Origin of the sequence: Neptuniibacter sp. QD29_5 (assembly GCF_047778125.1) — a bacterium.
Lineage (GTDB): Bacteria > Pseudomonadota > Gammaproteobacteria > Pseudomonadales > Balneatricaceae > Neptuniibacter.
Genome location: NZ_CP180556.1, coordinates 1,452,376 through 1,473,028 on the forward strand (window position 1 = coordinate 1,452,376; position 20,653 = coordinate 1,473,028).

Sequence of the window (20,653 nt, forward strand, 5' to 3'; positions counted from 1 at the left end):
TTTATGACTTCGAACTCTACCGTTCTTTCTACTGCATTAGCGCTGGCGATCAGCGCTAATGTTGTAGCAGAAGAAGTACCTGTTATTGAGTTGGGTGTTGGCGCTTCGCCTACCAATGTTCAACAGCCTTCCTATAATACTCACTCGGCTTCAAAAAATAGTGAACTGTTACTTATTGTCCAGCAGTTGCAGGACGAAGTGCGTTCTCTGCGTGGTCAAGTAGAGCAGCAAGATTACCGTCTAAAGCAGATGGAACGGCAGCAGCTAGAGCGCTATCGCGATCTAGATGGCCGTATCACCGCTTTAAGGGATCCAGCTTTAACGCCGTTAGCGACGACTGGTCAGTTAGGTGTTGATAACACTCCTGTTTTAGAGGGTGGTTCATCTGTATCTAGATCTCAAATGCCAGCGGATATAGCACCTTTAACGCCATCAGTGGGTGATGCGCAGGCTTATCGAGAAGCCTTTGGGTTGGTTAAGCTAAGAAACTTCCCGAAAGCGGCTGAAGCATTTTCTGCTTTTGTGAAGGATTACCCACAAAGTGTGCGTTTGCCTAATGCTCATTACTGGCTAGGTGAGATTTACTTAGCAGAGCAAAAGCCTGAACAAGCACGTGAATCATTCGTGCAGGTGTTAACCCAGTTCGCGGATAACCCTAAAGCTCCGGATGCAGCGTATAAACTTGGTATCATCTACAATCAGTTAGGTGACACTGCTAAGGCAACTGAATACCTTGATCTGGTAATCAATAAATACCCTGATTCTGATGCGGTTCGCTTAGCTCAAGAGTTTAAGCGTCAGCTCTAATCGATCTTTGGAAAACACATGAATTCTTCTGCTTCAAAAAAAGCAGTGGTGTTGCTGTCTGGTGGTCTGGACTCGGCAACAGCGCTGGCAATGGCTGCTGAAAGAGGCTACAGCTGTTATGTATTGAGCTTTGATTACGGTCAGCGCTCTTTAACTGAGTTAAAGGCGGCTAAGAAAATTGCCAAGCAACTTAATGCGGCTGAACACCGTGTTATTCGTCTTCACTTAGAAGACTTTGGTGGCTCCGCGCTAACTGACCATAGTATTGATGTGCCAGAAGAGGAATCCGATGAAATTCCGGTGACCTACGTTCCTGCACGTAACACAGTATTTATGTCCTTGGCGTTAGGTTGGGCGGAAGTGCTAGAAGCCGATGCGATCTTTATTGGTGTAAACGCAGTCGATTACTCCGGTTACCCTGATTGTCGTCCAGAATATATTGCTGCATTCGAAACCATGGCGAATCTTGCGACTAAGCGTGGTGTGTCTGGCGATCCAATCAAGATTGAAACACCGCTGATAGACCTCACCAAAGAAGAGATCATCCGAGAGGGTACTCGTCTGGGAGTTGATTACGGTTTGACGGTTTCATGTTACCAAGCAGATGATGATGGTCAAGCATGCGGCGCTTGCGATAGCTGTCGTTTGCGCGCAAAAGGCTTTGTTGATGCTGGCTTGGAAGATCCAACCAGATATCAATAAAAAAGCCTTGCTTTTGCATTAAGGATACGTAAAATACGCGTCCTCTGTGTGGGTCGTTAGCTCAGTCGGTAGAGCAGTTGGCTTTTAACCAATTGGTCATAGGTTCGAATCCTATACGACCCACCACTTAAAAACTCCAGCCTTCGAGCTGGTTTTTTTATGTCTGAAATTCACGAAATGGCAGCCAGAAACAGTCACATTCAGCTTGAATCAGTTATAAAGGAATAAAACAGCCGAACCCAGCTGAACCTAGCTGAACCTAGCTGAACCTAGCTGCTTTTGTGCTATACTGCGTCCCCTAATTTTTATCTGGGTGATCCTCAGGTAATAAAGCTACCTAGGTGAGCAGGTAGTCGATCAGTACAACTTATGAGTATTACGTCAAATGTTGAGCCAACAGGATATTTCAGATCGCATCCTCGTGCAGGAGCACTTCGCTAAAGAACACTTGCCTCTAGATATGACTATGGAGCAAGTTGAAGAGTATAAGCAGAAGATCAAAAAGCTGCTTAAAGAGAAAGATGCTTGTCTGGTAGCGCACTATTACACCTCAGCAGTTCTGCAGCAGTTAGCAGACGAAACCGGTGGCTGTGTTTCTGATTCTTTAGAAATGGCGCGTTTTGGTAATGCTCATTCCGCTAGTACGTTAGTTGTTGCAGGCGTTAAATTTATGGGCGAAACGGCTAAGATCCTTACGCCTGAAAAGCGCGTAATTATGCCAACAATCGAAGCAACTTGTTCACTTGATATCGGTTGCCCAATCGAAGAATTCTCTGCATTCTGCGATGCGCATCCAGACCACGAAGTAGTGGTTTATGCCAATACTTCAGCTGCTGTAAAAGCGCGTGCTGATTGGGTTGTGACTTCCAGTATTGCACTACAAGTTGTTGAGCACTTGGCGGATCAAGGTAAAAAGATTATCTGGGCACCAGATAAGCACCTAGGAACTTACGTTCAACGTCAAACAGGCATTGAGATGCTGATGTGGGATGGCGCTTGTATCGTACACGAAGAGTTTAAAGCGCAGGGTATTCTAGATCTTAAAAAGGTTTACCCAGATGCTGCGGTACTGGTTCACCCAGAATCTCCAGATTCGGTCGTAGAGATTGCGGATGCGGTCGGTTCTACCACGCAAATTATCAATGCTGCACGTGATCTGCCAAATGAGCAGTTTATCGTCGCGACGGATAAAGCGATTTTCTATAAGATGCAGCAAGCAGCGCCAGGTAAGCAGTTTATCGAAGCGCCTACGGGTGGTTCTGGCGCTACATGCCGTAGCTGTGCTCACTGCCCTTGGATGGCGATGAACGGTCTTGAGAGCGTGCTTCACGCGCTAGAAACAGGGCAAGATGAGATTCATGTCGATGAGTCTCTAATAGTCGATGCGCGCAAGCCGCTACAACGAATGCTTGATTTCTCGGCGGAGTTGAATAAGTAAATTTGAAACCCGCGAAAGCGGGTTTTTTATTGCCAATAGATGTTGCTTCAGTTGCCGTGTAGGTGTCTTAAATCAAAAATCCAACTTCAACGATTCCCTAATCTCTTTAGCATCTTCCTGTCTTTGCTCTAATCGCGCGCGTTCAGTGCTGCTAATTGTCGGCTCTCTTAGAGCATAATCGATCTGCCTTAGGGCTCTATCCACATTGGCAGTTAGTAGGAAGTATTCAACACGGGCTTCGTGTACGCCGACAATATCGCCAGCTAACCCGTAGGCTTCTGCCAGCAGGTACCATGCACGGCTGTCATTTGGATCTTTCTCGACCAGGTCTTCATAAGCTTGTACCGCTAGGTGCGGCTGGTTTAGTTTGATCTGTGTATCGGCGTAAATAAAAGATACAGCTTGGCTGCCCGGGAAAAGGTTTCTTAGGTGTTGTAGTTGTTTCGCCGCTTCTGGGTAGTTCTCTTTTCCTAGTTCCAGTTCTGCTTTGATTAAACGAGCGCTTAGGCGGCTTTTAAAGTTTTTGCTAAAGCGGTTGATGTTCTTTTGCGCGAGTTCAAAGTCTTTAACCGCAATCGCAGTATGGGCAATTGCGTATCTTAAACTGTTGTTATCCTGCTGCTTTTGCGTGTTTAGGTATTTCTCTAACAGTTGCTTTTGATCTTTAGCGTATCCGGTACGAATACGTGCGCTGGCGATATTAAAGTGGATGCTGTTTTCTTTGGCATTAATCACGTTGATTGTTTCAGCACGGTTTAGTGCGTCTGATACACGAGATTGGGTGACTGGGTGGGTTAGCAAAAATTCAGGCGGTATACGGCTAAACCGCGCTTGTTGTTGTAGCTGATGGAACATATCAGCCATGGACTTTGGATCGTAGCCCGCTTGTGTCAAGGTTTGCATGCCTATGTAATCGGCTTCGCGTTCATTCTGGCGGCTAAATGAAAGGCGAGAGGAGGCTGAGGCAGCCATAGACGATTGCATGCCGACGATGCCCGCTTCGGGATCTGCGGCTGCTAATAAAATGCTGCCTAATAAGCTAGCTATGAAAAAAGGTTTGTTGCGGCGTTGCTCTTCTAATTGTGAGGCAAAGTGGCGCTGGCTTAAGTGAGCTAATTCGTGTGCGAGTACTGAGGCTAACTGAGCTTCATTTTGTGCCGTAAGAAGTAAGCCTGTGTGGACCCCAATAATGCCACCGGGAGCTGCAAAGGCATTAACGGTTGGGTTATCGAGTACCAGAATTTCTAAGCGACGATCCGTTAATTGGCTGTATGTGACTAAATTCCAAGTGAGTTCTTCGACGTATTGGCTTACAACTGCATCTTTATATAAGCGCGAACTGCCTCGAAGCATACGTACCCAAGCGCGTCCCAAAAGGTATTCTTGTTGCTCTGAGATAATGCTGTAGCCACTGCCACCAATATCCGGTAGTTGGGTATCTGCTTTCAGGCTTGAAGGTGAAACACTTAACAAAATTGTTAAGAGGAAAGCAATAAGTCCATTGTGCATACTGGTATCCGAAAAAGCCCGTGCTAATACAAACAAGAATGGTATATAGTGCTGAACTTAATTGATAACGACAACAAAAATTACGTTAAGAAAAGTTAATGACTACACATTCGTATGACGAGACATTAGACGCGTCTGGATTAAATTGTCCTTTGCCGCTCCTGAAAGCTAAACAAGCGCTAAACAAATTGGAAGCGGGGAAGGTGTTAAAAGTTATCGCTACTGATAGTGGTTCTATCAGAGATTTTAAAGCCTATACCGATCAATCTGACCATGAACTGTTGGAATCGTTCACTGATCAGGAACCTTATGTTTATCTGATTCGTCGAGGCTAAGAAGAGTTTCTTATGCGCAAGATATTTAGTAAATGGATAGAGCGCTACTTTTCTGACGAAGAGGCGTTGCTTCTCTTTGTTTTGTTAGGCGCTGCATTACTGGTGATCTTGACCTTAGGTCAGGCTTTGGCACCGGTTTTTGCGGGTATTATCCTAGCGTTTTTGATGCAGGGTGGGGTTAACCGCTTAAAGCAGCTGAATGTTCCACATCTGCTTTCGGTCATACTGGTGTTTTTAGCTTTTGTAGGTGGTTTAGCTGCGCTGTTCTTGATCGTTATGCCGCTGGCATGGCGTCAGGCAGTAAATCTGTTTAATGAGCTCCCCGGTATATTATCGGAAATACAAACGGTATTACTTCTGTTGCCGCAAAAATACCCTGAGTTCATATCTGAAGCTCGTATTTTAGAGCTGATTGATCTGGCGGCTGCTGAGCTATCACAGATGGGGCAGTTGGTGGTGACGTTCTCTTTGAATTCGATTACTGGAGTGATGGCGTTACTGATCTATCTGGTTTTAGTGCCTATTTTAGTCTTCTTCTTCCTCAAAGATGGCGCGGTTATGACTAAATGGTGGGTATCATTTTTGCCTGAAAAGCGCGATATGATGACCAGTGTTTGGACTGAGATGGATGATCAGATTGCTAACTATATCCGTGGTAAGGCTATTGAGATTATCGTAGTTGGCACCGTCACCTACATTACCTTTATCTTCTTGGGTATTAACTATGCTGCGCTGCTGGGTATTTTGGTCGGCTTGTCCGTATTGATTCCATATATAGGTGCTGCCTTGGTAACAATTCCTGTAGCGTTGATTGCTTTCTTCCAGTGGGGTTGGAGTAGTGAGTTTATGACTCTGATGGTGGCATACGGCATTATCCAGGCGCTGGATGGTAACGCACTTGTGCCATTGTTGTTCTCTGAAGCAGTAAATCTACATCCAGTTGCGATTATCGTAGCGGTGTTGGTATTTGGTGGGCTTTGGGGATTCTGGGGATTATTCTTTGCAATTCCGTTAGCAACTTTGATCAAGGCTATTTTGAGCTCGTGGCCAAAGGCTAAACATCATCCAGTAGAATTAGAAGAAAGCGGTGTTTAAACACCGCTTTTTTTTGTGTCTGTTATTCTGAATTATAGTGCTTGAGCAGCAGCAAGTACTTCGTCGACATGACCTTTAACTTTTACAGTGCGCCATTCCTGTCGTAAAACACCTTCTGCATCAATCAAGAAAGTAGAGCGGTCGATACCCATGTACTCGCGACCATAGTTCTTTTTTAGCTTTATTACATCAAACAGTTTGCACAGTTCTTCATCTGGGTCGCTGATTAACTCGAATGGAAACTCTTGTTTTGCTTTGAAATTTTCATGAGCGCGCATGCCGTCACGAGAAACACCGAAAATTACAGTGTTTGCTGCTTCAAACTGATCGATAGCGTCGCGGAAGTTCTGACCTTCTGTTGTGCAGCCAGGGGTACTGTCTTTAGGGTAAAAATAGATAACAATGTTTTTGCCTTTAAGTGCATCCAGTTCAACAGACTGCTCGCTAGTGGCTTGAGCGGTAAAAGATGGGACTTTTTGATCAATAGCAACGTTGCTCATAGTAAATCCTTAGTGATGATGGCTACTCAACAAAGTATAAAATCGTATAGAATACGTCTCTTAATACGATACCAGATATGGTTTAGATTATAAGTGATCTATTTCACGAGTAATTGGCAATCTTTTGTGAGTGAAAGTAGAAATATTCCTTCTTAGCCCTCTATTTGGATCGACCTTAGGAAAAATTGAATCTTTTCAGCCGCCTAGGGTCGATTAGTCAAGTTTTAAGGTTGTAATACGCAGTAGGGCAGAGTAGTTTTGTCCTTTGCAAAACCTGATATAAATCTCATGGAGAAAAAAATGATTACTGGCAGCATTGTTGCTCTTGTTACCCCTATGCTTTCTAACGGAGATGTCGATTGGGATTCCCTAGACAAACTGGTAGATTGGCATCTGGATAAGGGCACTGATTCCATCGTCGCTGTGGGCACTACTGGTGAGTCCGCTACACTAAACTGCGATGAGCATTGCCAAGTGATTAAACGTGTAGTTGATCGAGTTGCAGGCCGCATCCCAGTGATTGCAGGCACAGGTGCAAACTCAACTTCCGAGGCAATCGAGCTAACTGCTGAAGCTAAAAACGCGGGTGCAGATGCGTGTTTGCTTGTGACTCCTTACTACAACAAGCCGACTCAAGAAGGTTTGTACCAGCATTACAAAGCTATTGCTGAAGCAGTAGATATCCCGCAGATCCTTTACAACGTTCCGGGTCGTACTGCCTGTGATATGCAGACTGAAACTGTGCTTCGTCTTGCTGAGATTAGCAACATTGTTGGTGTTAAAGAAGCAACAGGTGACGTACCTCGCGGTATTGATCTAATTTCTAGAGCACCGGCGGATTTTGCTGTTTACTCTGGTGATGATGCTACTGCAGTAGAGCTCATGCTTGAAGGTGGTAAAGGTAACATCTCTGTAACTGCAAACGTTGCGCCTGCTGAAATGGCTGAAATGTGTTCTTTGGCAATGTCTGGTAAAGCTGAAGAAGCACGTACGCTAAATAACAGCCTAATGCCACTTCACGAAAAACTGTTTGTTGAAGCGAACCCAATCCCTGTGAAATGGGCGTTAGCTGAAATGGGCTACATGGGCCTTGGTATTCGTTTGCCACTAACTGTATTGGCAGATGAGTGTCGCGACACTGTTCGTGAAGCGATGCGTAGCACTAACATTATCTAAGCGACTATATTCATGAAGAAAATTGTATCTGTATCAGTGGTTACTGGAGCGCTGCTTTCTGGCTGCAGTATGTTGGATGATAACCCTATCTACGGTGAAAGCGGCATTGTGCGTGACCGTAGTCAGGATTATGAATTGGCTCAAACGGGTCAGCGTCTAGAATTACCAGCGCACCTTAAAGCGAAGCAGACTGCAGATACTTTGACTATTCCTGAAATTAGTAACGTTGCGACAGCGCGTACGGGGGGCTTTGAAGTTCCTCGTCCTGAATTCTTTTACGCTGAAGCAGGTAGTGAATCTGTTAACCTAAAACGTGAAGGTGGTGAGAAACTTATCATTGTTGATGAGGGGATCACTAGCGTTTGGGTTAAGTTGCAAGAGTTTTGGCAGTTTAATGGGATCGACATAGCTAAGTCAGACCCTCGTCAGGGCCGTATGGAAACCCAGTGGATCCATCACGATGCTAAAGAATTTGGTTTGGTAGATACTTGGGTTAAGCGCTTAACTTTCCAGGATATCCCTGGCGATGCGAAAGATAAATTGCGTGTAAGCTTAAGACCTGTGGAAGGTGATGCTTCTCGCACTGCTATCGGTATGGAGCATGTTCGATTTGCCGCTGATGAAGAAGTGACAAGCATCGATTGGGCTACTCAAGCTCAGGGTGTTACCTTCAAATCTGATATGATGTTTGAGATGCTGCGCTATCTAGGCAAAGCGTCTGGTCAGCGTAATGCTCAAACGCTTATCGCATTTAACGAAAAGCGCCGTGTTGGTACGCAGTTAGGTCGTGATTCCCGTGGTAACCCTGTTCTGAAGATGAACACGGATGCCTCTACGGCTTGGAATGAGATTAGCGCAGCGTTGGATAAAGCGGATATGGATGTGGGTACCCGTGATGCAGATACGGGTTACTTCTATATGACCTATACAACTTCTACGCCGTTTGAGAATGTTGAAGAACAAGGTTTCTTTGAGTGGCTTCACTCTGATCGAGGTGATATTAAACTTGATACTAGTGCGATTTCTGAGGCGCTGGGTATCAATACTGAAGAAAAAGGTGGTATCAGCTATACGACAGGTAAAACCGCAGCTTATTTTCAAGGTGTGAAAGAGGGCGAAGCGAAAGACGCTCTAACTGACCCAGAAGATGAAGGTAACAAAAAAGGTTATAAGATCTGGTTTGCTGGCAAACCTATCTACGTCTTCGGTGGTGAAGATTCTGGTATATACAATGAAAGTACCGGTAAGTATGAGCACACAGGTCAATATCAGTTGAAGCTGATCAGAACTCGTGCAGGCGTATTCTTAAGTGTATTAACCTCTCAAGGTCTATCCGCACCATCTATTGTGGCAGAAGAGATTCTTTGGGGAATTAAAGAGAATTTACCTAAAGCTTAAGAGGTGATGTTGAGAGTAATATCATCTTAACAAAAAGGGCCGAGAGGCCCTTTTTTTGTGGTTAGTTTATTTGTCGGTAGGAGAAATTAATGCGTGCTGTAATTTTGGATTTAAAAGGGCTGGAAGCGATAGATCTTTCTCCTATCGAAAAGAGCGTTTCAGAATTGATCTGCTACGAATTGACTCGGCCAGATCAAGTGCTTGAGCGAGTTAAAGGTGCAGACATTCTTATTACCAATAAAACTGCTATCACTGCTGAAGTAATGGATGCTGCTGAGCAGCTTAAATATATCTGCGTGCTAGCAACAGGTACCAACGTTGTTGATAAAGAAGGAGCTGCTGAACGAGGCATTCCAGTGTCTAATTGTGTTGCTTATGGGGTTAGCTCTGTGGTTCAGCATGTATGGTCAATGATTTTAGCTTTGCATACTAATTTGGTTTCTTACGTTAATGATGTGCAAAAAGGTCAGTGGCAGCGTTCTGATCAGTTCTGTTTTCTGGATTACCCGATTGTAGAACTTGAAGGTAAGACACTAGGTATTATTGGTTACGGAAATCTGGGACAGGGTGTAGCGAATGCAGCTTCTGCTTTCGGAATGAAGGTTGTGCTGGCACAAAGCTTGAGCAGTAATGTGCAAGATCCGGCTAGAGTGAGTATAGATGAATTGATTGCGACATCAGATGTGATCAGCCTTCATTGCCCATTAACAGATGATACGGAAAACTTATTTAATCGATCCACCTTCAAGGAGATGAAAAACACGGCTTTTTTAGTTAATGCTGCTCGTGGTGGGATTGTAAATGAACAAGACCTTGTGGATGCGCTAAAGTCTGCCGAAATCGCGGGCGCAGCAACAGATGTACTCACTGTCGAGCCGCCAAAGGATGGAAATCCTCTGTTAGATCCTTCTATTCCTAATCTATTGGTAACGCCGCATATCGCTTGGGGTACTTTAGAAGCCCGAACCCGTATTGTTCAGCAAACAGCTGATAATATTCAGGCGTTCTTACGAGGTGAGCACATCAACCCGGTTTAACAATTGAGGTGCTTAGAATGGGCAAGGCGCGAAATATTCGACCTGCTCATTAGTATCTGGGTGAGGAAAGGCTAAGTACTCAGCATGAAGAAGTAAGCGTTCTGAAGCGGCCATGCCTTCTTCAGTTGCGTAGAAGCGGTCGCCAACGATCGGATGACCCATAGCTTGCATATGTACCCTGAGTTGATGTGAGCGACCTGTGATTGGTTTTAGCGCGACCCTTGTTCCTAGCGCTTCTTTCGATAGCTGCGACCATTCAGTGTGAGCGCTTTTACCCTGTTCAAAATCTACGATCTGCAATGGACGATTCTCCCAATCGCATCGTAGCGGTAGCTTTACTTCACCCGATGTTTCTCTTGGCTCTCCGCAGATAATCGCTTGGTAGCGTTTGTTGGTCAGTCTCTCTTGAAAGCTACGACTAAGATGTCGTTGCGCTTCAAGGGTGAGTGCTAATACCATCAAGCCAGATGTGGCGTAATCCAAGCGGTGAACGACTCGTGCGGTAGGGAATTGCTCTTGCACTCTGCGCCATAAACAATCTTGTTTATCTTCCCCTCGACCGGGAACAGATAGCATGTCATAAGGTTTATTGGCGATGACGAGTGAGTCATCGCTAAAAATGATTTCTATCACGTTGTTTTCTGTTCGAATAAGACCATGGATTCAACATGGGAAGTGTGTGGGAACATATCCATGACACAGAAGCGGTTGGCTACATAGCCTTGCTCAATCAATTCAGCTCCGTCTCGTGCAAGGGCGGCAGGGTTACAAGATACATACAGAATCATCTCTGGTTGGTGATTCTTAAGCTGTTTAATAATCTCTAGGGCACCTGTTCTTGGTGGGTCTAGTAGGATCTTATTGAAGCCTTGTTTGTACCAAGGCATTGCCCGCAGATCTTTACTTAGATCGGCTCGGTAAAATTCACAGTTGTCTAGATCGTTATTGGTTGCATTTGTATTGGCGCGGGCAACCATATCCTCAACACCTTCAATACCAACAACATGCGCTGCAGTTTTTGCTAACGGGAGGCTGAAGTTGCCGATACCACAAAATAGATCTAATACTCGATCGTTAGCTTCTAAGTTAAGCCAAGAGATCGCGCGATCTATCATCTGTTGGTTAACTTGGTTATTTACCTGAATAAAGTCGCCCGGCTCAAATTGGATATCTGTAGCAGTTGGTTGATGTACGTAGCTCAAAACCGCTTTGTCTGAGTAGGCTTCTATCTTATCGCCGTGATCAAAATAGAGCTTAAAATTCTGTTGTTCAGCTAGATCGTTTAATGCTTGGCAAAGTGCATCGCTAGGGCGTTTTTTTACGCGAAGTGTTAATGCGCCTTGGTTGTCTCCTAGAGTTAATTCGCCGTGGGTGATCTCTTTAAACTGTTCTTCTGCTTCCAGTACTTGTGGTAGCGCCGACAAGATCTTATCTAGAGGTTCCGCGAGGACTGGGCAGTGATTTATTTGGGTCAGTTTGCTACTGCCGCGGCGTCTAAAGCCAACTAGTGCACTGCCATCTCGCATCATCTGGTTGATGCCTATTCGGCAGCTACGGCGATAGTTCCATTCTGTGCTTGTAATGGGTGCTTCAACTTTTTCAGGCGCAAATTTACCTAATCGACTGAGTTGATCTAAAACCAATGTTTGTTTGGTTGGGATTTGGTGTTCGTGCGCTAAATGTTGTAGATCGCAACCACCGCAAGTACCGAAATGCTCGCACTTTGGCGACGTGCGTTGTGACGATTCAGTTAGCACTTGAGTGCAGTTGGCTTCATCGTAGCGGCGATGTTTGCTGGTAATTTCGTATTCAACTTCTTCTTTTGGTAGAGCGCCAGCTACAAATATAGTTTTACCATCATGTTTGGCGATGCCTCGGCCTTCATGGCTTAGTCCTTCAATTTTCAGAGTATCTGGGTAAGGCGTAGCTGCCTTAGGTTTCTTTTTCTGAGGAATTGGTTTGGCAAAAAGGCTTTGTTTACGTTTCATGATGAGTACCGGCTTAAGAAGGCGGCGATTCTATCAGAAAGCGACCTGCACGTCCTATGACTTGTAGGAAAGTGATCAGGCGCCTGTGTTGATCACTATTAGTTAGATAAGAAAGATCGGTATACACAACCAGAGATAGATCAATAATTCGTTGATTTGCTGACAGCAGCCTAAGCAATCACCATTATAGCCGTCGATCCAATGTTTGAAGAAATGGATCATACAAGCGGTAGCGATAAGGGTTGGGGCTAAAACGCTAAGATAGCTGAGTGGTAAAAAGATAAAACATGTGGCAACTGGCAGGGTAGCAATAAGCAGATCCATCTTACTCAAGGGACTTAGCATCTGTTTGGATTTGCTAGTCTCTTCAGCACTAACGTATTTTTCACGATAGATGATGATGAGCGGGAATAAACGACTGAGACAGTGGCCTAATACAATGATGGCAATGGTGTGCTGAACTTCTAGTAGAGCGTTGAATTTAAGTAATAAGACAACGACCAAGCCAATAACACCGTAGCTGCCAACCCTGGAGTCTTTCATGATGCGAAGGATCTGATCTTTATCCCATCCTCCGCCAAAGCCGTCACAGCAATCCGCTAAGCCATCTTCATGGAGTGCTCCAGTCATCCAAATACTGGATAACATCGATAGAATAACAGCTATGCTATCTGTGAAAATAAAACTAGAAAGCCAATAGATTAGAGCGGCGTAAAATCCAATTAAAAGGCCTACCCATGGCAAGTACTTAGTCGATTTTGCTTGTGTTTCTTTAGTGTAATGCACCCAGGATGGAGAGGTGAAACGGGTAAAATAGGTTAGGGCATTAAAAAAAAGATGTAGCTGCTCGGGGTAAGATTTCATTAAACTTGGGGCCTGAGAAAAAGAGTCCCTACTTTAGTAATTCCTTTAACTAAGGACAAGGTTTAAACGACTGATGATCGAAGAACACAAATTTGCTCCCTTTGTTCGCATTTTGGGCAAAGGCAAAAATGGTACAAGATCGCTTAGCCGCGAAGAGGCTGAAGCTGCAATGGCCATGATTCTGGATGGAGAGGTAACGCCTGAACAGCTCGGAGCCTTTTTGATGTTGCTGCGAGTCAAAGAGGAAGCGCCAGAGGAGTTGGCTGGATTCGCAGATGCTGTACGCAGTCGCTATTCAGTCGGTAAAGAGCTCCAAGTAGATCTTGATTGGTCAACTTATGCTGGTAAAAAGAGGCGCCATACATGGTATTTGCTTGTGGCACTTTGTCTAGCTAGCCATGGTTACCGAATCTTTATGCATGGTTCTAAAGGTCACACGCCAGGACGTATTTATGTAGAAGATATGCTTAGTTTGTTTAACTTACAGTCCTGTCAGGATTGGTCTGAAACCGAGGCTGAGTTAGACCGAGTTAACTTTGCGTATATGTCTGTGGATCAGTTTTGCCCACCATTAGGGGAGATTATTCAACTACGTCCAATCCTTGGGCTGCGTTCCCCGGTTCACACGCTATGTCGTATGCTCAACCCTGCTGACGCGCCGGCCAGTATCGATGGTGTTTTTCACCCAGCGTATGGCCCTATGCATCAAAAAACCGCTCAGCTTTTAGGTGTGAAACGCAACGTCACTATGCGCGGTGATGGGGGGGAGGCCGAGATTAGGCCGGATACTGAGTGTTTGCTGCAGTGGTCAGACAAGGGGGAATTAACGGAATATGACTGGCCCCGTATTGTTGAAAAGCGCTTTGTGAAAGAGGTGGGGCTTTCGTCGCAAACTCTGCTAGATGTTTGGAAAGGTGAAGGTGAACATGAGTACGGCCATAAAGCGATCATATCAACCATGGCTGTGGTTTTAAGGTTGTTAGGCGAGTCAGCAGAGATGCCTGAGCTACTGGAGAAAGCAGAGCAGCTTTGGCAGAGCCGAAATATCTCTCTATTTGCTTGAGCGAGTAGCTTCGCCGGTTAATCTCGGCGAAGCTTATCTGAAACGGCAATCGGAGATGGAAAATTGAAGATCACCACATAACTGGATAACAAGAAGGTTAAGATCGCAGTTGCTTGAATAACATGAGAAGCTTCTTCACCAATCATCATACTTCCTGCCGCTATGTAAGCAATTAATAGCGAAAACTCACTTATCTGACCTAAACGAAAACCCACTTCCCACCCTAGCTGCTTTGATTCACTAATACGGCTCAGTAAAAAGCGGAATACAACGGGTTTAATCGCCAGGACCAAAATTGCCAGAATAATTGCTGGAATCGCAATCGTGCTGACTAGGGTCAGATTAAAGCTAGCGCCTATTGAGAAGAAAAATAGGATTAAGAAAAAGTCCCTGAGTGGCTTTAGGCTTGTTGCAATGTATTGAGCAATTGGGCTCGTTGCAATAGATACACCAGCAACAAAAGCGCCGATCTCCGCGGACAAGCCTGCCAAATGTGCCATCTCTGCTAAGCCAAGGCACCAGCCAATCGCAAGAAGAAATATATATTCATGAAAGCGATCGAATTTCTGAATCAGTTTTAGCAATATGTATTTTACAAAGGCAAAAGCGCCGATGATCAAGAGTGGTAGTGCTGCCAGCGTTGTTGCAAATTGAGCCATGGTATCGCTACTCGTGCCACCATTGGTACCGCTGTATAGGAACAACAAGACCATGATTGCAATTACGTCTTGTAGAAGTAGAAGGCCTACCACTAATTCACCGGTATGACGGTGATGGAGGACAGTTGTAGGTAGTAGTTTGATGCCTATGATCGTACTCGAAAACATCACGGCAGTGCCGATGATGAGGTTTTCTGTTTGTGTGTAGCCGAAGGCATAACCGACGCTGTAACCAAGTGCAAAGAATATCAGTGAACTTCCTATGGCGACCAAGGTGGCTTTGCGCAACATCTGCAATAGATGCGAGGGTTGCATGTCTAGGCCAAGAAGAAATAGCAGGAAGATGATGCCGACGTGGGAGATATCTGACAGGAGTTTAGTATCAGTCACCATGCTCATGCCGTAAGGTCCTAAGATCGCTCCTAAAACGATATAGGCAACGAGCAAAGGCTGGCGAGTGTAGAGAGCCAAAGACGCAACAATGGCAGCACCTGTAAAAATTAAGAAGAACGAAAAAACTAGTGACTGATCAGCCATTTACATATCCCTAAGAGTCGTTTTTAAACTATAGCAAGATGAAACAGAGCGGTTCAAACAAACAAACCGTTTAGAGGATCAAATTTTTACTTTTTGCCAATGCTGTTGAGACCAGATGCGGATAAAAATTGCTGATGAAAGCAATCGATGAGCGATCTGTACAATCCAGATGCCCAAGAGCCCGAAGCCTAAGATAGGGCCAAATAGCCAAGCTAAAGGCAAAAAGAAGCACCATTGACTAAATGTAGATATAAGCAGTACCGAGCGATTGGCACCTACCCCGAGTAGTGCTTGAGTTAATACAATTGCTGCAGCATCTAAACAGATGGCTAGTGCGGTTAGTTGTAGGGGGAGCACAGCGATATCTATCAGTTGCTCTGATTGTAAAAACGCAGAAAGAACTACTTCAGGAAAGATTACAAGTGGAATGCTTAGTAGGCTTATGCAAGCCAACGCTGTGACAATTACATCCCATCCCCAACGAGCTGCTTCTTGATAGTTATCTTCACCAATTGAATGGCTAACAAGCGAGGTGCACGCAACGCCAAAACCAACTGCAGGAAGGATTAAGAAAAGAGATAGGTTAATTAGTACATGAGCTATTGCTTGTTCGCTGGTACCTAGCTGACCAATGATCCAGATAAGAATACAGATTGCTAAAGCCAAGAAAAGCTGCTGCATAGAATGAGGGATTGCGAGCTTAATCACTCTATAGATTGAAGATGCTTGTTGAGTACTGAATTTAAATAATCCGTTAGTTTTAGCGTCCTTGTAGACCATAACAGCGTTTAATAGAGCGCCTATATACAATGCTATAGCAGTACCTAAACCTGCTCCTGGCGCGCCGAGTCTTGGTAAACCCAGTTCACCAAAGATCAAACAGTAACTAATAATCACGTTCAGAAGATGGGTGGCTATTAAGACTTTAAAGTAGGTCGCTGGACGCTTAGTACCGTTCCACCAACCGCGGAAAGATAGATTAAGCCCTATCGCTAGCATAGCTGCTGTTCTGTAATCAAAATAGGCTTCAGAGATATCCTGTACCGCTGAATCCTCAGTCATCAGAGAGACTATGAATCCCGAGTGATAGATCAATACACAACTGATAGGGAGTGCGAAAAGAAGTGAGATCAAGAGTCCCCAGTGAACGGGGGAGGCGGCATGGTCGAACTGGCCTTCGCCTTGATGACGTGCCACTAACGTCTGTACCCCAGAAGACAGGCCAAGAATGAGGCTGATAGCCACAAAATTAGCATAGCCCCCTATGCCTACGCCGGCGAGAGATGCTTCGCCAAGCTGACCGACAAGTACGGCATCTACAAGGTTAAGTAGGCTTTGGGAAAGCATTCCCGCGATAATCGGCAGCCCTAAACCTATTATTATTTTTTGTCGGTTGAAGAATGTCATAGGGGTCAAAATAGGAAAAAAGCAATTCTATCAGATTATCTATGCAATAAGGTCTCTCCCTCTATGGAAAAATAGTTTTAAGGCCTTATATCTAATGGATGGGCTGAATAAGGTGGCAGAGTTGTGCAATGTTGCGATAGAATTTTTCACCTATTGTTTAATAGTTGAGCAATTTACTCGGATATACTTTGAGTGTATCCTAGAGCTTAAGAATTGATTGGTTCAACATACAGGACACCGTATGAATATCACCGTCACAGAAACGGCAGAAGAATACTTAAAAGAGCTACTTTCTAAACAAGATGTTGAGGGCATGGCTGTACGCATGTTTGTTACACAGCCAGGTACATCTTACGCAGAAACTTGCCTAGCTTATTGTCGCCCAGATGAAGTTATTGAAGATGATGAAATACTGGAGCTGACACAGCTACGTTTCTACATTGAAAAGAACAGTGTTCCTTATCTAGATGAAGCACATGTGGACTTTGCAAAGGATCGCATGGGTGGGCAGCTAACGATCAAGGCGCCGAACGCGAAAGTGCCTAAGGTTTCACCGGATAGCCCAATTTCAGAGCAGATTAACTACATTCTATATTCAGAGATCAATCCAGGTTTGGCTTCCCATGGTGGTGAAGTAAAACTGATGGAAGTGGTTGAAGAAGAGGAAGGTAATATTGCAGTGCTTCAATTTGGCGGCGGTTGTCAGGGTTGTAGCGCTGTTGATATGACATTAAAAGATGGTGTAGAAAAAACACTAGTTGAACGTATCGAAACCTTAGTTGGGGTACGTGATATCACAGACCACAGTGTCCGTGATAAAGCCTACTATAAGTAAGCTCGAGCATATGAAAGTAAAAAGGGGAATTTATTCCCCTTTTTTGATTGTCTCCATAACTGGATACTGCTATAAAATTTAGTATCCCGGTTCTCTTACCTCGATTTATTCCCAACGCGTTGTTTTTTTGTATCTAATTGGTTGCATTTGAAATTTTGACCCCCATGTAACCCTAAGACACGCTTTTTTAGAATTTCTCCGCAGTACATCGCGGACTGGTTGATGAGGCTTTTGCTCATGACACAACATGACGACATTCAGGAACAACTAATCGAATTGCCGGTGCTCCCGCTAAGGGATGTAGTGGTATATCCGCATATGGTTATCCCATTATTCGTGGGAAGGGAAAAATCAATCGAAGCCCTAGAAGCAGCAATGTCTGGGGAAAAAGAAATTCTTCTTGTTGCACAGAAAAATGCATCCGATGATGAGCCGTTAGCTGAAGATCTATTTGAAGTAGGTACCGTTGCTAGTGTACTGCAAATGCTTAAATTGCCTGACGGTACTGTAAAAGTGCTAGTGGAAGGTGATTACCGCGCAACCATTCATGCATTGAGTGAAGACGAAGGGTTCTTTACTGCTCAAGCAGATATGCTTGCAATTGAAGAGCTGACGGAAGCTGAAAGCGAGCTATACAAGCGTACAGTTTTAGAGCAATTTGAACGCTTTGTTCAAGTAAATAAGAAAATCCCATCTGAAGTGCTTTCTTCTCTCCAGAACATCGATGATGTAGGGCGTTTGGCAGATACCATTGCAGCTCACATGTCGCTTAAGCTAGAAGAGAAGCAGCAGATCTTAGAGATGCTTAGCAATAAAGAGCGACTAGAGCATCTGATGGCGTTGATGGAGTCTGAAATTGACTTGGTTGAAGTGGAAAAACGTATCCGCGGCCGCGTTAAAAAGCAGATGGAGAAGAGTCAGCGCGAGTACTATCTGAATGAACAGATGAAAGCTATCCAAAAAGAGTTAGGTGATCTGGATGAGTCCGGTACTAACGATATGGATGAGCTGAAAAATCGAATTGCTGAAGCGAAAATGCCGCAAGAAGCTTTCGATAAAACCATGAGCGAATACAACAAGTTGAAGATGATGTCGCCAATGTCGGCAGAAGCAACAGTTGTTCGTGGTTACATCGATTGGATGATCCAAATCCCTTGGGCTAAGCGATCTAAAGTTCGCCACGATATGAAGCGAGCAGAAAAGGTTCTTAACCAAGATCACTTCGGTCTTGAAGAAGTTAAAGACCGCATTTTGGAATACTTAGCTGTTCAGAAACGAGTTAAAAAACTTAAAGGTCCGATCCTTTGTTTGGTTGGTCCTCCAGGTGTAGGTAAAACATCTCTAGGTCGTTCTATCGCTCGCGCTACGAACCGTGAATACGTTCGTATGGCACTAGGTGGAGTGCGTGACGAAGCAGAGATTCGTGGGCATCGCCGTACTTATATAGGCTCTATGCCGGGCAAACTTTTACAAAAAATGTCCAAAGTAGGCGTGAAAAACCCGCTATTCTTGCTCGATGAGATCGATAAAATGGGCATGGATCAGCGTGGTGATCCAGCGTCTGCACTTCTTGAGGTTTTAGATCCAGAACAAAACAACAGCTTTAATGATCACTACCTTGAGGTGGATTACGATCTGTCTGATGTTATGTTTGTTTGTACTTCGAACTCAATGAATATTCCAGGTCCATTGTTGGATCGTATGGAGATTATTCGTATCCCGGGCTACACCGAAGATGAAAAGCTGAATATTGCTCGAAATTATCTTATCGAGAAGCAGTTTAAAAATAATGGCCTGAAAAAGGGTGAAGTGGAGATAAAGGATAGTGCCATTACTGGCTTGATCCGTTACTATACCCGCGAAGCTGGTGTACGTGGTCTTGAGCGAGAGATCGCTAAGCTTTGTCGTAAGGTGGTTAAAGAGCTGGCTCTGGCTGATAAGAAAGATTTGCCGGTGGTTATTGATGAGGCTCAATTGGAACACTACAGCGGTGTTCGAAAGCATAACTTCGGCATTGCAGAAGAACAGGATCAGGTTGGTCTTGTAACAGGCTTAGCTTGGACGCAGGTTGGTGGTGACATCTTAAGTATCGAGACAGCGGTTGTGCCGGGTAAAGGCCGTCATGTGACCACTGGTAGCTTAGGTGATGTGATGAAAGAATCCATCCAAGCTGCGCTAACAGTTGTACGAAATCGTGCTGAAGCGCTTGGTATTGCGTCTGACTTCCATGAAAAACAAGACGTTCATATACATGTTCCAGAAGGTGCTACACCAAAAGATGGCCCGAGTGCGGGTATAGGAATGTGTACGGCTTTAGTATCAGTTTTAACCAATATTCCGGTTAAGGCGGACGTAGCAATGACAGGTGAAATTACCCTAAGAGGGCAGGTTTTACCTATCGGCGGATTGAAAGAAAAGCTGCTCGCAGCACACCGTGGGGGAATCAAAACGGTCATTATTCCAAAAGAAAATGAGCGCGATTTAAAGGAAATTCCCGACAATATCAAAGCAGATATCGATATTAAGGCGGTTAAATGGATTGATGAAGTGTTAGACATCGCACTTAAGTATCAACCAAAACCTGTAGAAAAAAGCGATAAAGAAGTGGTGTCGGCGAAAGAAAAAAAAGCAAAAGCTGAGCCGGAGCAAATAAAGCCACATTAGTATTCATCAGGGGTAGAAAGGTGTTCTAGGTGTCTTGACACCCCTTTCTGCACCTTGGTATAAATGCCAGACCATCTTGCTGGGCATGGATAACGGAACAATTAAAAATAACGATCTATTTAAAGGGGAACAACGTGAATAAGTCTGAACTGATCGACGCTATCGCAGCTTCAGCCGACATTCCTAAAGCAGCTGCAGGTCGCGCGCTTGATGCTACACTGGAAGCGGTTACTGGTGCACTACAAAACGGTGATTCTGTTGCACTTGTAGGTTTCGGTACATTTTCTGTAAAAGAGCGTGCAGCTCGTACGGGCCGTAACCCGCAGACTGGCAAGCCTATTGAGATTGCTGCTGCTACTCTGCCAACTTTCAAGCCTGGTAAGGCTCTGAAAGACGCAGTGAATAAGTAAGATCTGATCGCGTCACGATCTTACTTTTAGGAGAGGTGGCTTGTTAATTTAATAAGTCACCCGACCTTCAGCAATATACAGTGTGAAGGTCGCGGGTTTGAACCCCGCACAAGGAGCGGTAGTTCAGTTGGTTAGAATACCTGCCTGTCACGCAGGGGGTCGCGGGTTCGAGTCCCGTCCGTTCCGCCAACTTTGTACAACAGGCTAACCTCTGTTATACATAGAATGA

19 protein-coding genes and 2 tRNA genes are annotated in these 20,653 nt (G+C 44.7%); 14 read left to right on the top strand and 7 right to left on the bottom strand.

Translation table 11 applies throughout. The annotated features are described in order from the left end of the window. Window positions 1–3 precede the first annotated feature (3 nt). The 4 genes from ybgF to nadA all read left to right on the top strand — a co-directional run bounded on the left by ybgF (window position 4) and on the right by nadA (window position 2,947). The gene (ybgF, locus tag ACMXYR_RS06635; RefSeq protein ID WP_415903394.1) at window positions 4–807 is read left to right on the top strand and encodes a tol-pal system protein YbgF; all 804 of its coding nucleotides are present in this window, start codon (window positions 4–6) and stop codon (window positions 805–807) included. Window positions 808–825: 18 nt separating this feature from the next. Next, window positions 826–1,509, top strand: coding sequence for a 7-cyano-7-deazaguanine synthase QueC (gene queC, locus ACMXYR_RS06640; RefSeq protein WP_415903395.1), 684 nt, complete (start codon window positions 826–828; stop codon window positions 1,507–1,509). A gap of 50 nt (window positions 1,510–1,559) precedes the next feature. Continuing rightward, window positions 1,560–1,635: transfer RNA gene (locus ACMXYR_RS06645), tRNA-Lys, on the top strand. Window positions 1,636–1,894: 259 nt separating this feature from the next. Next, a complete protein-coding gene (gene nadA / locus ACMXYR_RS06650; RefSeq protein ID WP_415885027.1) occupies window positions 1,895–2,947 on the top strand; it encodes a quinolinate synthase NadA in 1,053 nt (350 codons plus the stop codon). Between the two features lie 72 nt (window positions 2,948–3,019). Here the strand turns inward: nadA and ACMXYR_RS06655 are convergent, their stop codons facing one another. Next, window positions 3,020–4,456 carry a M48 family metalloprotease gene (locus tag ACMXYR_RS06655; protein WP_415903396.1) on the bottom strand — a complete coding sequence of 479 codons (1,437 nt, stop codon included), beginning with the start codon at window positions 4,454–4,456 and terminating at the stop codon, window positions 3,020–3,022. Between the two features lie 98 nt (window positions 4,457–4,554). Between ACMXYR_RS06655 and ACMXYR_RS06660 the strand changes: the two genes are divergently transcribed. Both ACMXYR_RS06660 and ACMXYR_RS06665 read left to right on the top strand, forming a co-directional pair. Continuing rightward, window positions 4,555–4,791, top strand: a complete 237-nt coding sequence (locus ACMXYR_RS06660; protein ID WP_415885025.1) for a sulfurtransferase TusA family protein — start codon at window positions 4,555–4,557, stop codon at window positions 4,789–4,791. A 12-nt stretch (window positions 4,792–4,803) separates the two neighbouring features. Next, window positions 4,804–5,886 (top strand): AI-2E family transporter, encoded by a 1,083-nt coding sequence (locus ACMXYR_RS06665; protein WP_415885024.1) that lies wholly within the window; start codon window positions 4,804–4,806, stop codon window positions 5,884–5,886. 32 nt (window positions 5,887–5,918) lie between these two features. On the opposite strand, the gene ACMXYR_RS06670 is transcribed toward ACMXYR_RS06665, so the two are convergent. Then, a complete protein-coding gene (locus ACMXYR_RS06670) occupies window positions 5,919–6,386 on the bottom strand; it encodes a peroxiredoxin (RefSeq protein WP_415903397.1) in 468 nt (155 codons plus the stop codon). Window positions 6,387–6,686: 300 nt separating this feature from the next. Here ACMXYR_RS06670 and dapA point away from each other — a divergent pair, with 300 nt between their 5' ends. The 3 genes from dapA to ACMXYR_RS06685 all read left to right on the top strand — a co-directional run bounded on the left by dapA (window position 6,687) and on the right by ACMXYR_RS06685 (window position 9,997). Further along, a complete protein-coding gene (gene dapA, locus ACMXYR_RS06675; RefSeq protein ID WP_415903398.1) occupies window positions 6,687–7,562 on the top strand; it encodes a 4-hydroxy-tetrahydrodipicolinate synthase in 876 nt (291 codons plus the stop codon). Between the two features lie 12 nt (window positions 7,563–7,574). Then, the gene (gene bamC, locus ACMXYR_RS06680) at window positions 7,575–8,960 is read left to right on the top strand and encodes an outer membrane protein assembly factor BamC (protein WP_415903399.1); all 1,386 of its coding nucleotides are present in this window, start codon (window positions 7,575–7,577) and stop codon (window positions 8,958–8,960) included. A gap of 89 nt (window positions 8,961–9,049) precedes the next feature. Then, the gene (locus ACMXYR_RS06685) at window positions 9,050–9,997 is read left to right on the top strand and encodes a D-2-hydroxyacid dehydrogenase (RefSeq protein WP_415903400.1); all 948 of its coding nucleotides are present in this window, start codon (window positions 9,050–9,052) and stop codon (window positions 9,995–9,997) included. A 12-nt stretch (window positions 9,998–10,009) separates the two neighbouring features. Here ACMXYR_RS06685 and ACMXYR_RS06690 read toward each other — a convergent pair whose 3' ends face one another. The 3 genes from ACMXYR_RS06690 to ACMXYR_RS06700 form a co-directional block, all read right to left on the bottom strand. Continuing rightward, window positions 10,010–10,630, bottom strand: coding sequence for a pseudouridine synthase (locus tag ACMXYR_RS06690; protein ID WP_415903401.1), 621 nt, complete (start codon window positions 10,628–10,630; stop codon window positions 10,010–10,012). Further along, window positions 10,627–11,985, bottom strand: a complete 1,359-nt coding sequence (gene rlmD / locus ACMXYR_RS06695) for a 23S rRNA (uracil(1939)-C(5))-methyltransferase RlmD (RefSeq protein WP_415903402.1) — start codon at window positions 11,983–11,985, stop codon at window positions 10,627–10,629. The genes ACMXYR_RS06690 and rlmD overlap by 4 nt, the downstream gene beginning before the upstream one ends. 102 nt (window positions 11,986–12,087) lie before the next feature. Then, window positions 12,088–12,849 (bottom strand): adenosylcobinamide-GDP ribazoletransferase, encoded by a 762-nt coding sequence (locus tag ACMXYR_RS06700; protein WP_415903404.1) that lies wholly within the window; start codon window positions 12,847–12,849, stop codon window positions 12,088–12,090. A gap of 73 nt (window positions 12,850–12,922) precedes the next feature. Between ACMXYR_RS06700 and ACMXYR_RS06705 the strand changes: the two genes are divergently transcribed. After that, window positions 12,923–13,912 carry a glycosyl transferase family protein gene (locus tag ACMXYR_RS06705; protein WP_415903405.1) on the top strand — a complete coding sequence of 330 codons (990 nt, stop codon included), beginning with the start codon at window positions 12,923–12,925 and terminating at the stop codon, window positions 13,910–13,912. Window positions 13,913–13,929: 17 nt separating this feature from the next. Here the strand turns inward: ACMXYR_RS06705 and ACMXYR_RS06710 are convergent, their stop codons facing one another. Both ACMXYR_RS06710 and ACMXYR_RS06715 read right to left on the bottom strand, forming a co-directional pair. After that, window positions 13,930–15,108 (bottom strand): cation:proton antiporter, encoded by a 1,179-nt coding sequence (locus ACMXYR_RS06710; protein ID WP_415903406.1) that lies wholly within the window; start codon window positions 15,106–15,108, stop codon window positions 13,930–13,932. A 78-nt stretch (window positions 15,109–15,186) separates the two neighbouring features. Beyond that, window positions 15,187–16,515, bottom strand: coding sequence for an MATE family efflux transporter (locus ACMXYR_RS06715; RefSeq protein ID WP_415903407.1), 1,329 nt, complete (start codon window positions 16,513–16,515; stop codon window positions 15,187–15,189). A gap of 241 nt (window positions 16,516–16,756) precedes the next feature. Between ACMXYR_RS06715 and nfuA the strand changes: the two genes are divergently transcribed. From nfuA to ACMXYR_RS06735, 4 genes are all read left to right on the top strand, one after another. After that, complete coding sequence (gene nfuA / locus ACMXYR_RS06720) at window positions 16,757–17,350, top strand: Fe-S biogenesis protein NfuA (protein WP_415900836.1); 594 nt, start codon at window positions 16,757–16,759, stop codon at window positions 17,348–17,350. Between the two features lie 237 nt (window positions 17,351–17,587). After that, the gene (gene lon, locus ACMXYR_RS06725; RefSeq protein ID WP_415903408.1) at window positions 17,588–20,014 is read left to right on the top strand and encodes an endopeptidase La; all 2,427 of its coding nucleotides are present in this window, start codon (window positions 17,588–17,590) and stop codon (window positions 20,012–20,014) included. Window positions 20,015–20,148: 134 nt separating this feature from the next. Then, on the top strand, window positions 20,149–20,424 hold the full coding sequence (locus ACMXYR_RS06730; protein WP_007020114.1) for an HU family DNA-binding protein: 276 nt from the start codon (window positions 20,149–20,151) through the stop codon (window positions 20,422–20,424). Between the two features lie 112 nt (window positions 20,425–20,536). Further along, a tRNA-Asp gene (locus tag ACMXYR_RS06735) sits at window positions 20,537–20,613 on the top strand. Window positions 20,614–20,653: the final 40 nt, after the last annotated feature.

Coding starts and splice junctions, on each gene's coding strand:
- ACMXYR_RS06670 (WP_415903397.1), bottom strand. CDS start 6,386: ATGAGCAACGTTGCTATTGATCAAAAAGTCCCATCTTTTACCGCTCAA.
- ACMXYR_RS06665 (WP_415885024.1), top strand. CDS start 4,804: ATGCGCAAGATATTTAGTAAATGGATAGAGCGCTACTTTTCTGACGAA.
- ACMXYR_RS06660 (WP_415885025.1), top strand. CDS start 4,555: ATGACTACACATTCGTATGACGAGACATTAGACGCGTCTGGATTAAAT.
- ACMXYR_RS06710 (WP_415903406.1), bottom strand. CDS start 15,108: ATGGCTGATCAGTCACTAGTTTTTTCGTTCTTCTTAATTTTTACAGGT.
- ACMXYR_RS06700 (WP_415903404.1), bottom strand. CDS start 12,849: ATGAAATCTTACCCCGAGCAGCTACATCTTTTTTTTAATGCCCTAACC.
- nfuA (WP_415900836.1), top strand. CDS start 16,757: ATGAATATCACCGTCACAGAAACGGCAGAAGAATACTTAAAAGAGCTA.
- nadA (WP_415885027.1), top strand. CDS start 1,895: ATGTTGAGCCAACAGGATATTTCAGATCGCATCCTCGTGCAGGAGCAC.
- ACMXYR_RS06705 (WP_415903405.1), top strand. CDS start 12,923: ATGATCGAAGAACACAAATTTGCTCCCTTTGTTCGCATTTTGGGCAAA.
- bamC (WP_415903399.1), top strand. CDS start 7,575: ATGAAGAAAATTGTATCTGTATCAGTGGTTACTGGAGCGCTGCTTTCT.
- dapA (WP_415903398.1), top strand. CDS start 6,687: ATGATTACTGGCAGCATTGTTGCTCTTGTTACCCCTATGCTTTCTAAC.
- ybgF (WP_415903394.1), top strand. CDS start 4: ATGACTTCGAACTCTACCGTTCTTTCTACTGCATTAGCGCTGGCGATC.
- queC (WP_415903395.1), top strand. CDS start 826: ATGAATTCTTCTGCTTCAAAAAAAGCAGTGGTGTTGCTGTCTGGTGGT.
- ACMXYR_RS06655 (WP_415903396.1), bottom strand. CDS start 4,456: ATGCACAATGGACTTATTGCTTTCCTCTTAACAATTTTGTTAAGTGTT.
- ACMXYR_RS06685 (WP_415903400.1), top strand. CDS start 9,050: ATGCGTGCTGTAATTTTGGATTTAAAAGGGCTGGAAGCGATAGATCTT.
- ACMXYR_RS06715 (WP_415903407.1), bottom strand. CDS start 16,515: ATGACATTCTTCAACCGACAAAAAATAATAATAGGTTTAGGGCTGCCG.
- lon (WP_415903408.1), top strand. CDS start 17,588: ATGACACAACATGACGACATTCAGGAACAACTAATCGAATTGCCGGTG.
- rlmD (WP_415903402.1), bottom strand. CDS start 11,985: ATGAAACGTAAACAAAGCCTTTTTGCCAAACCAATTCCTCAGAAAAAG.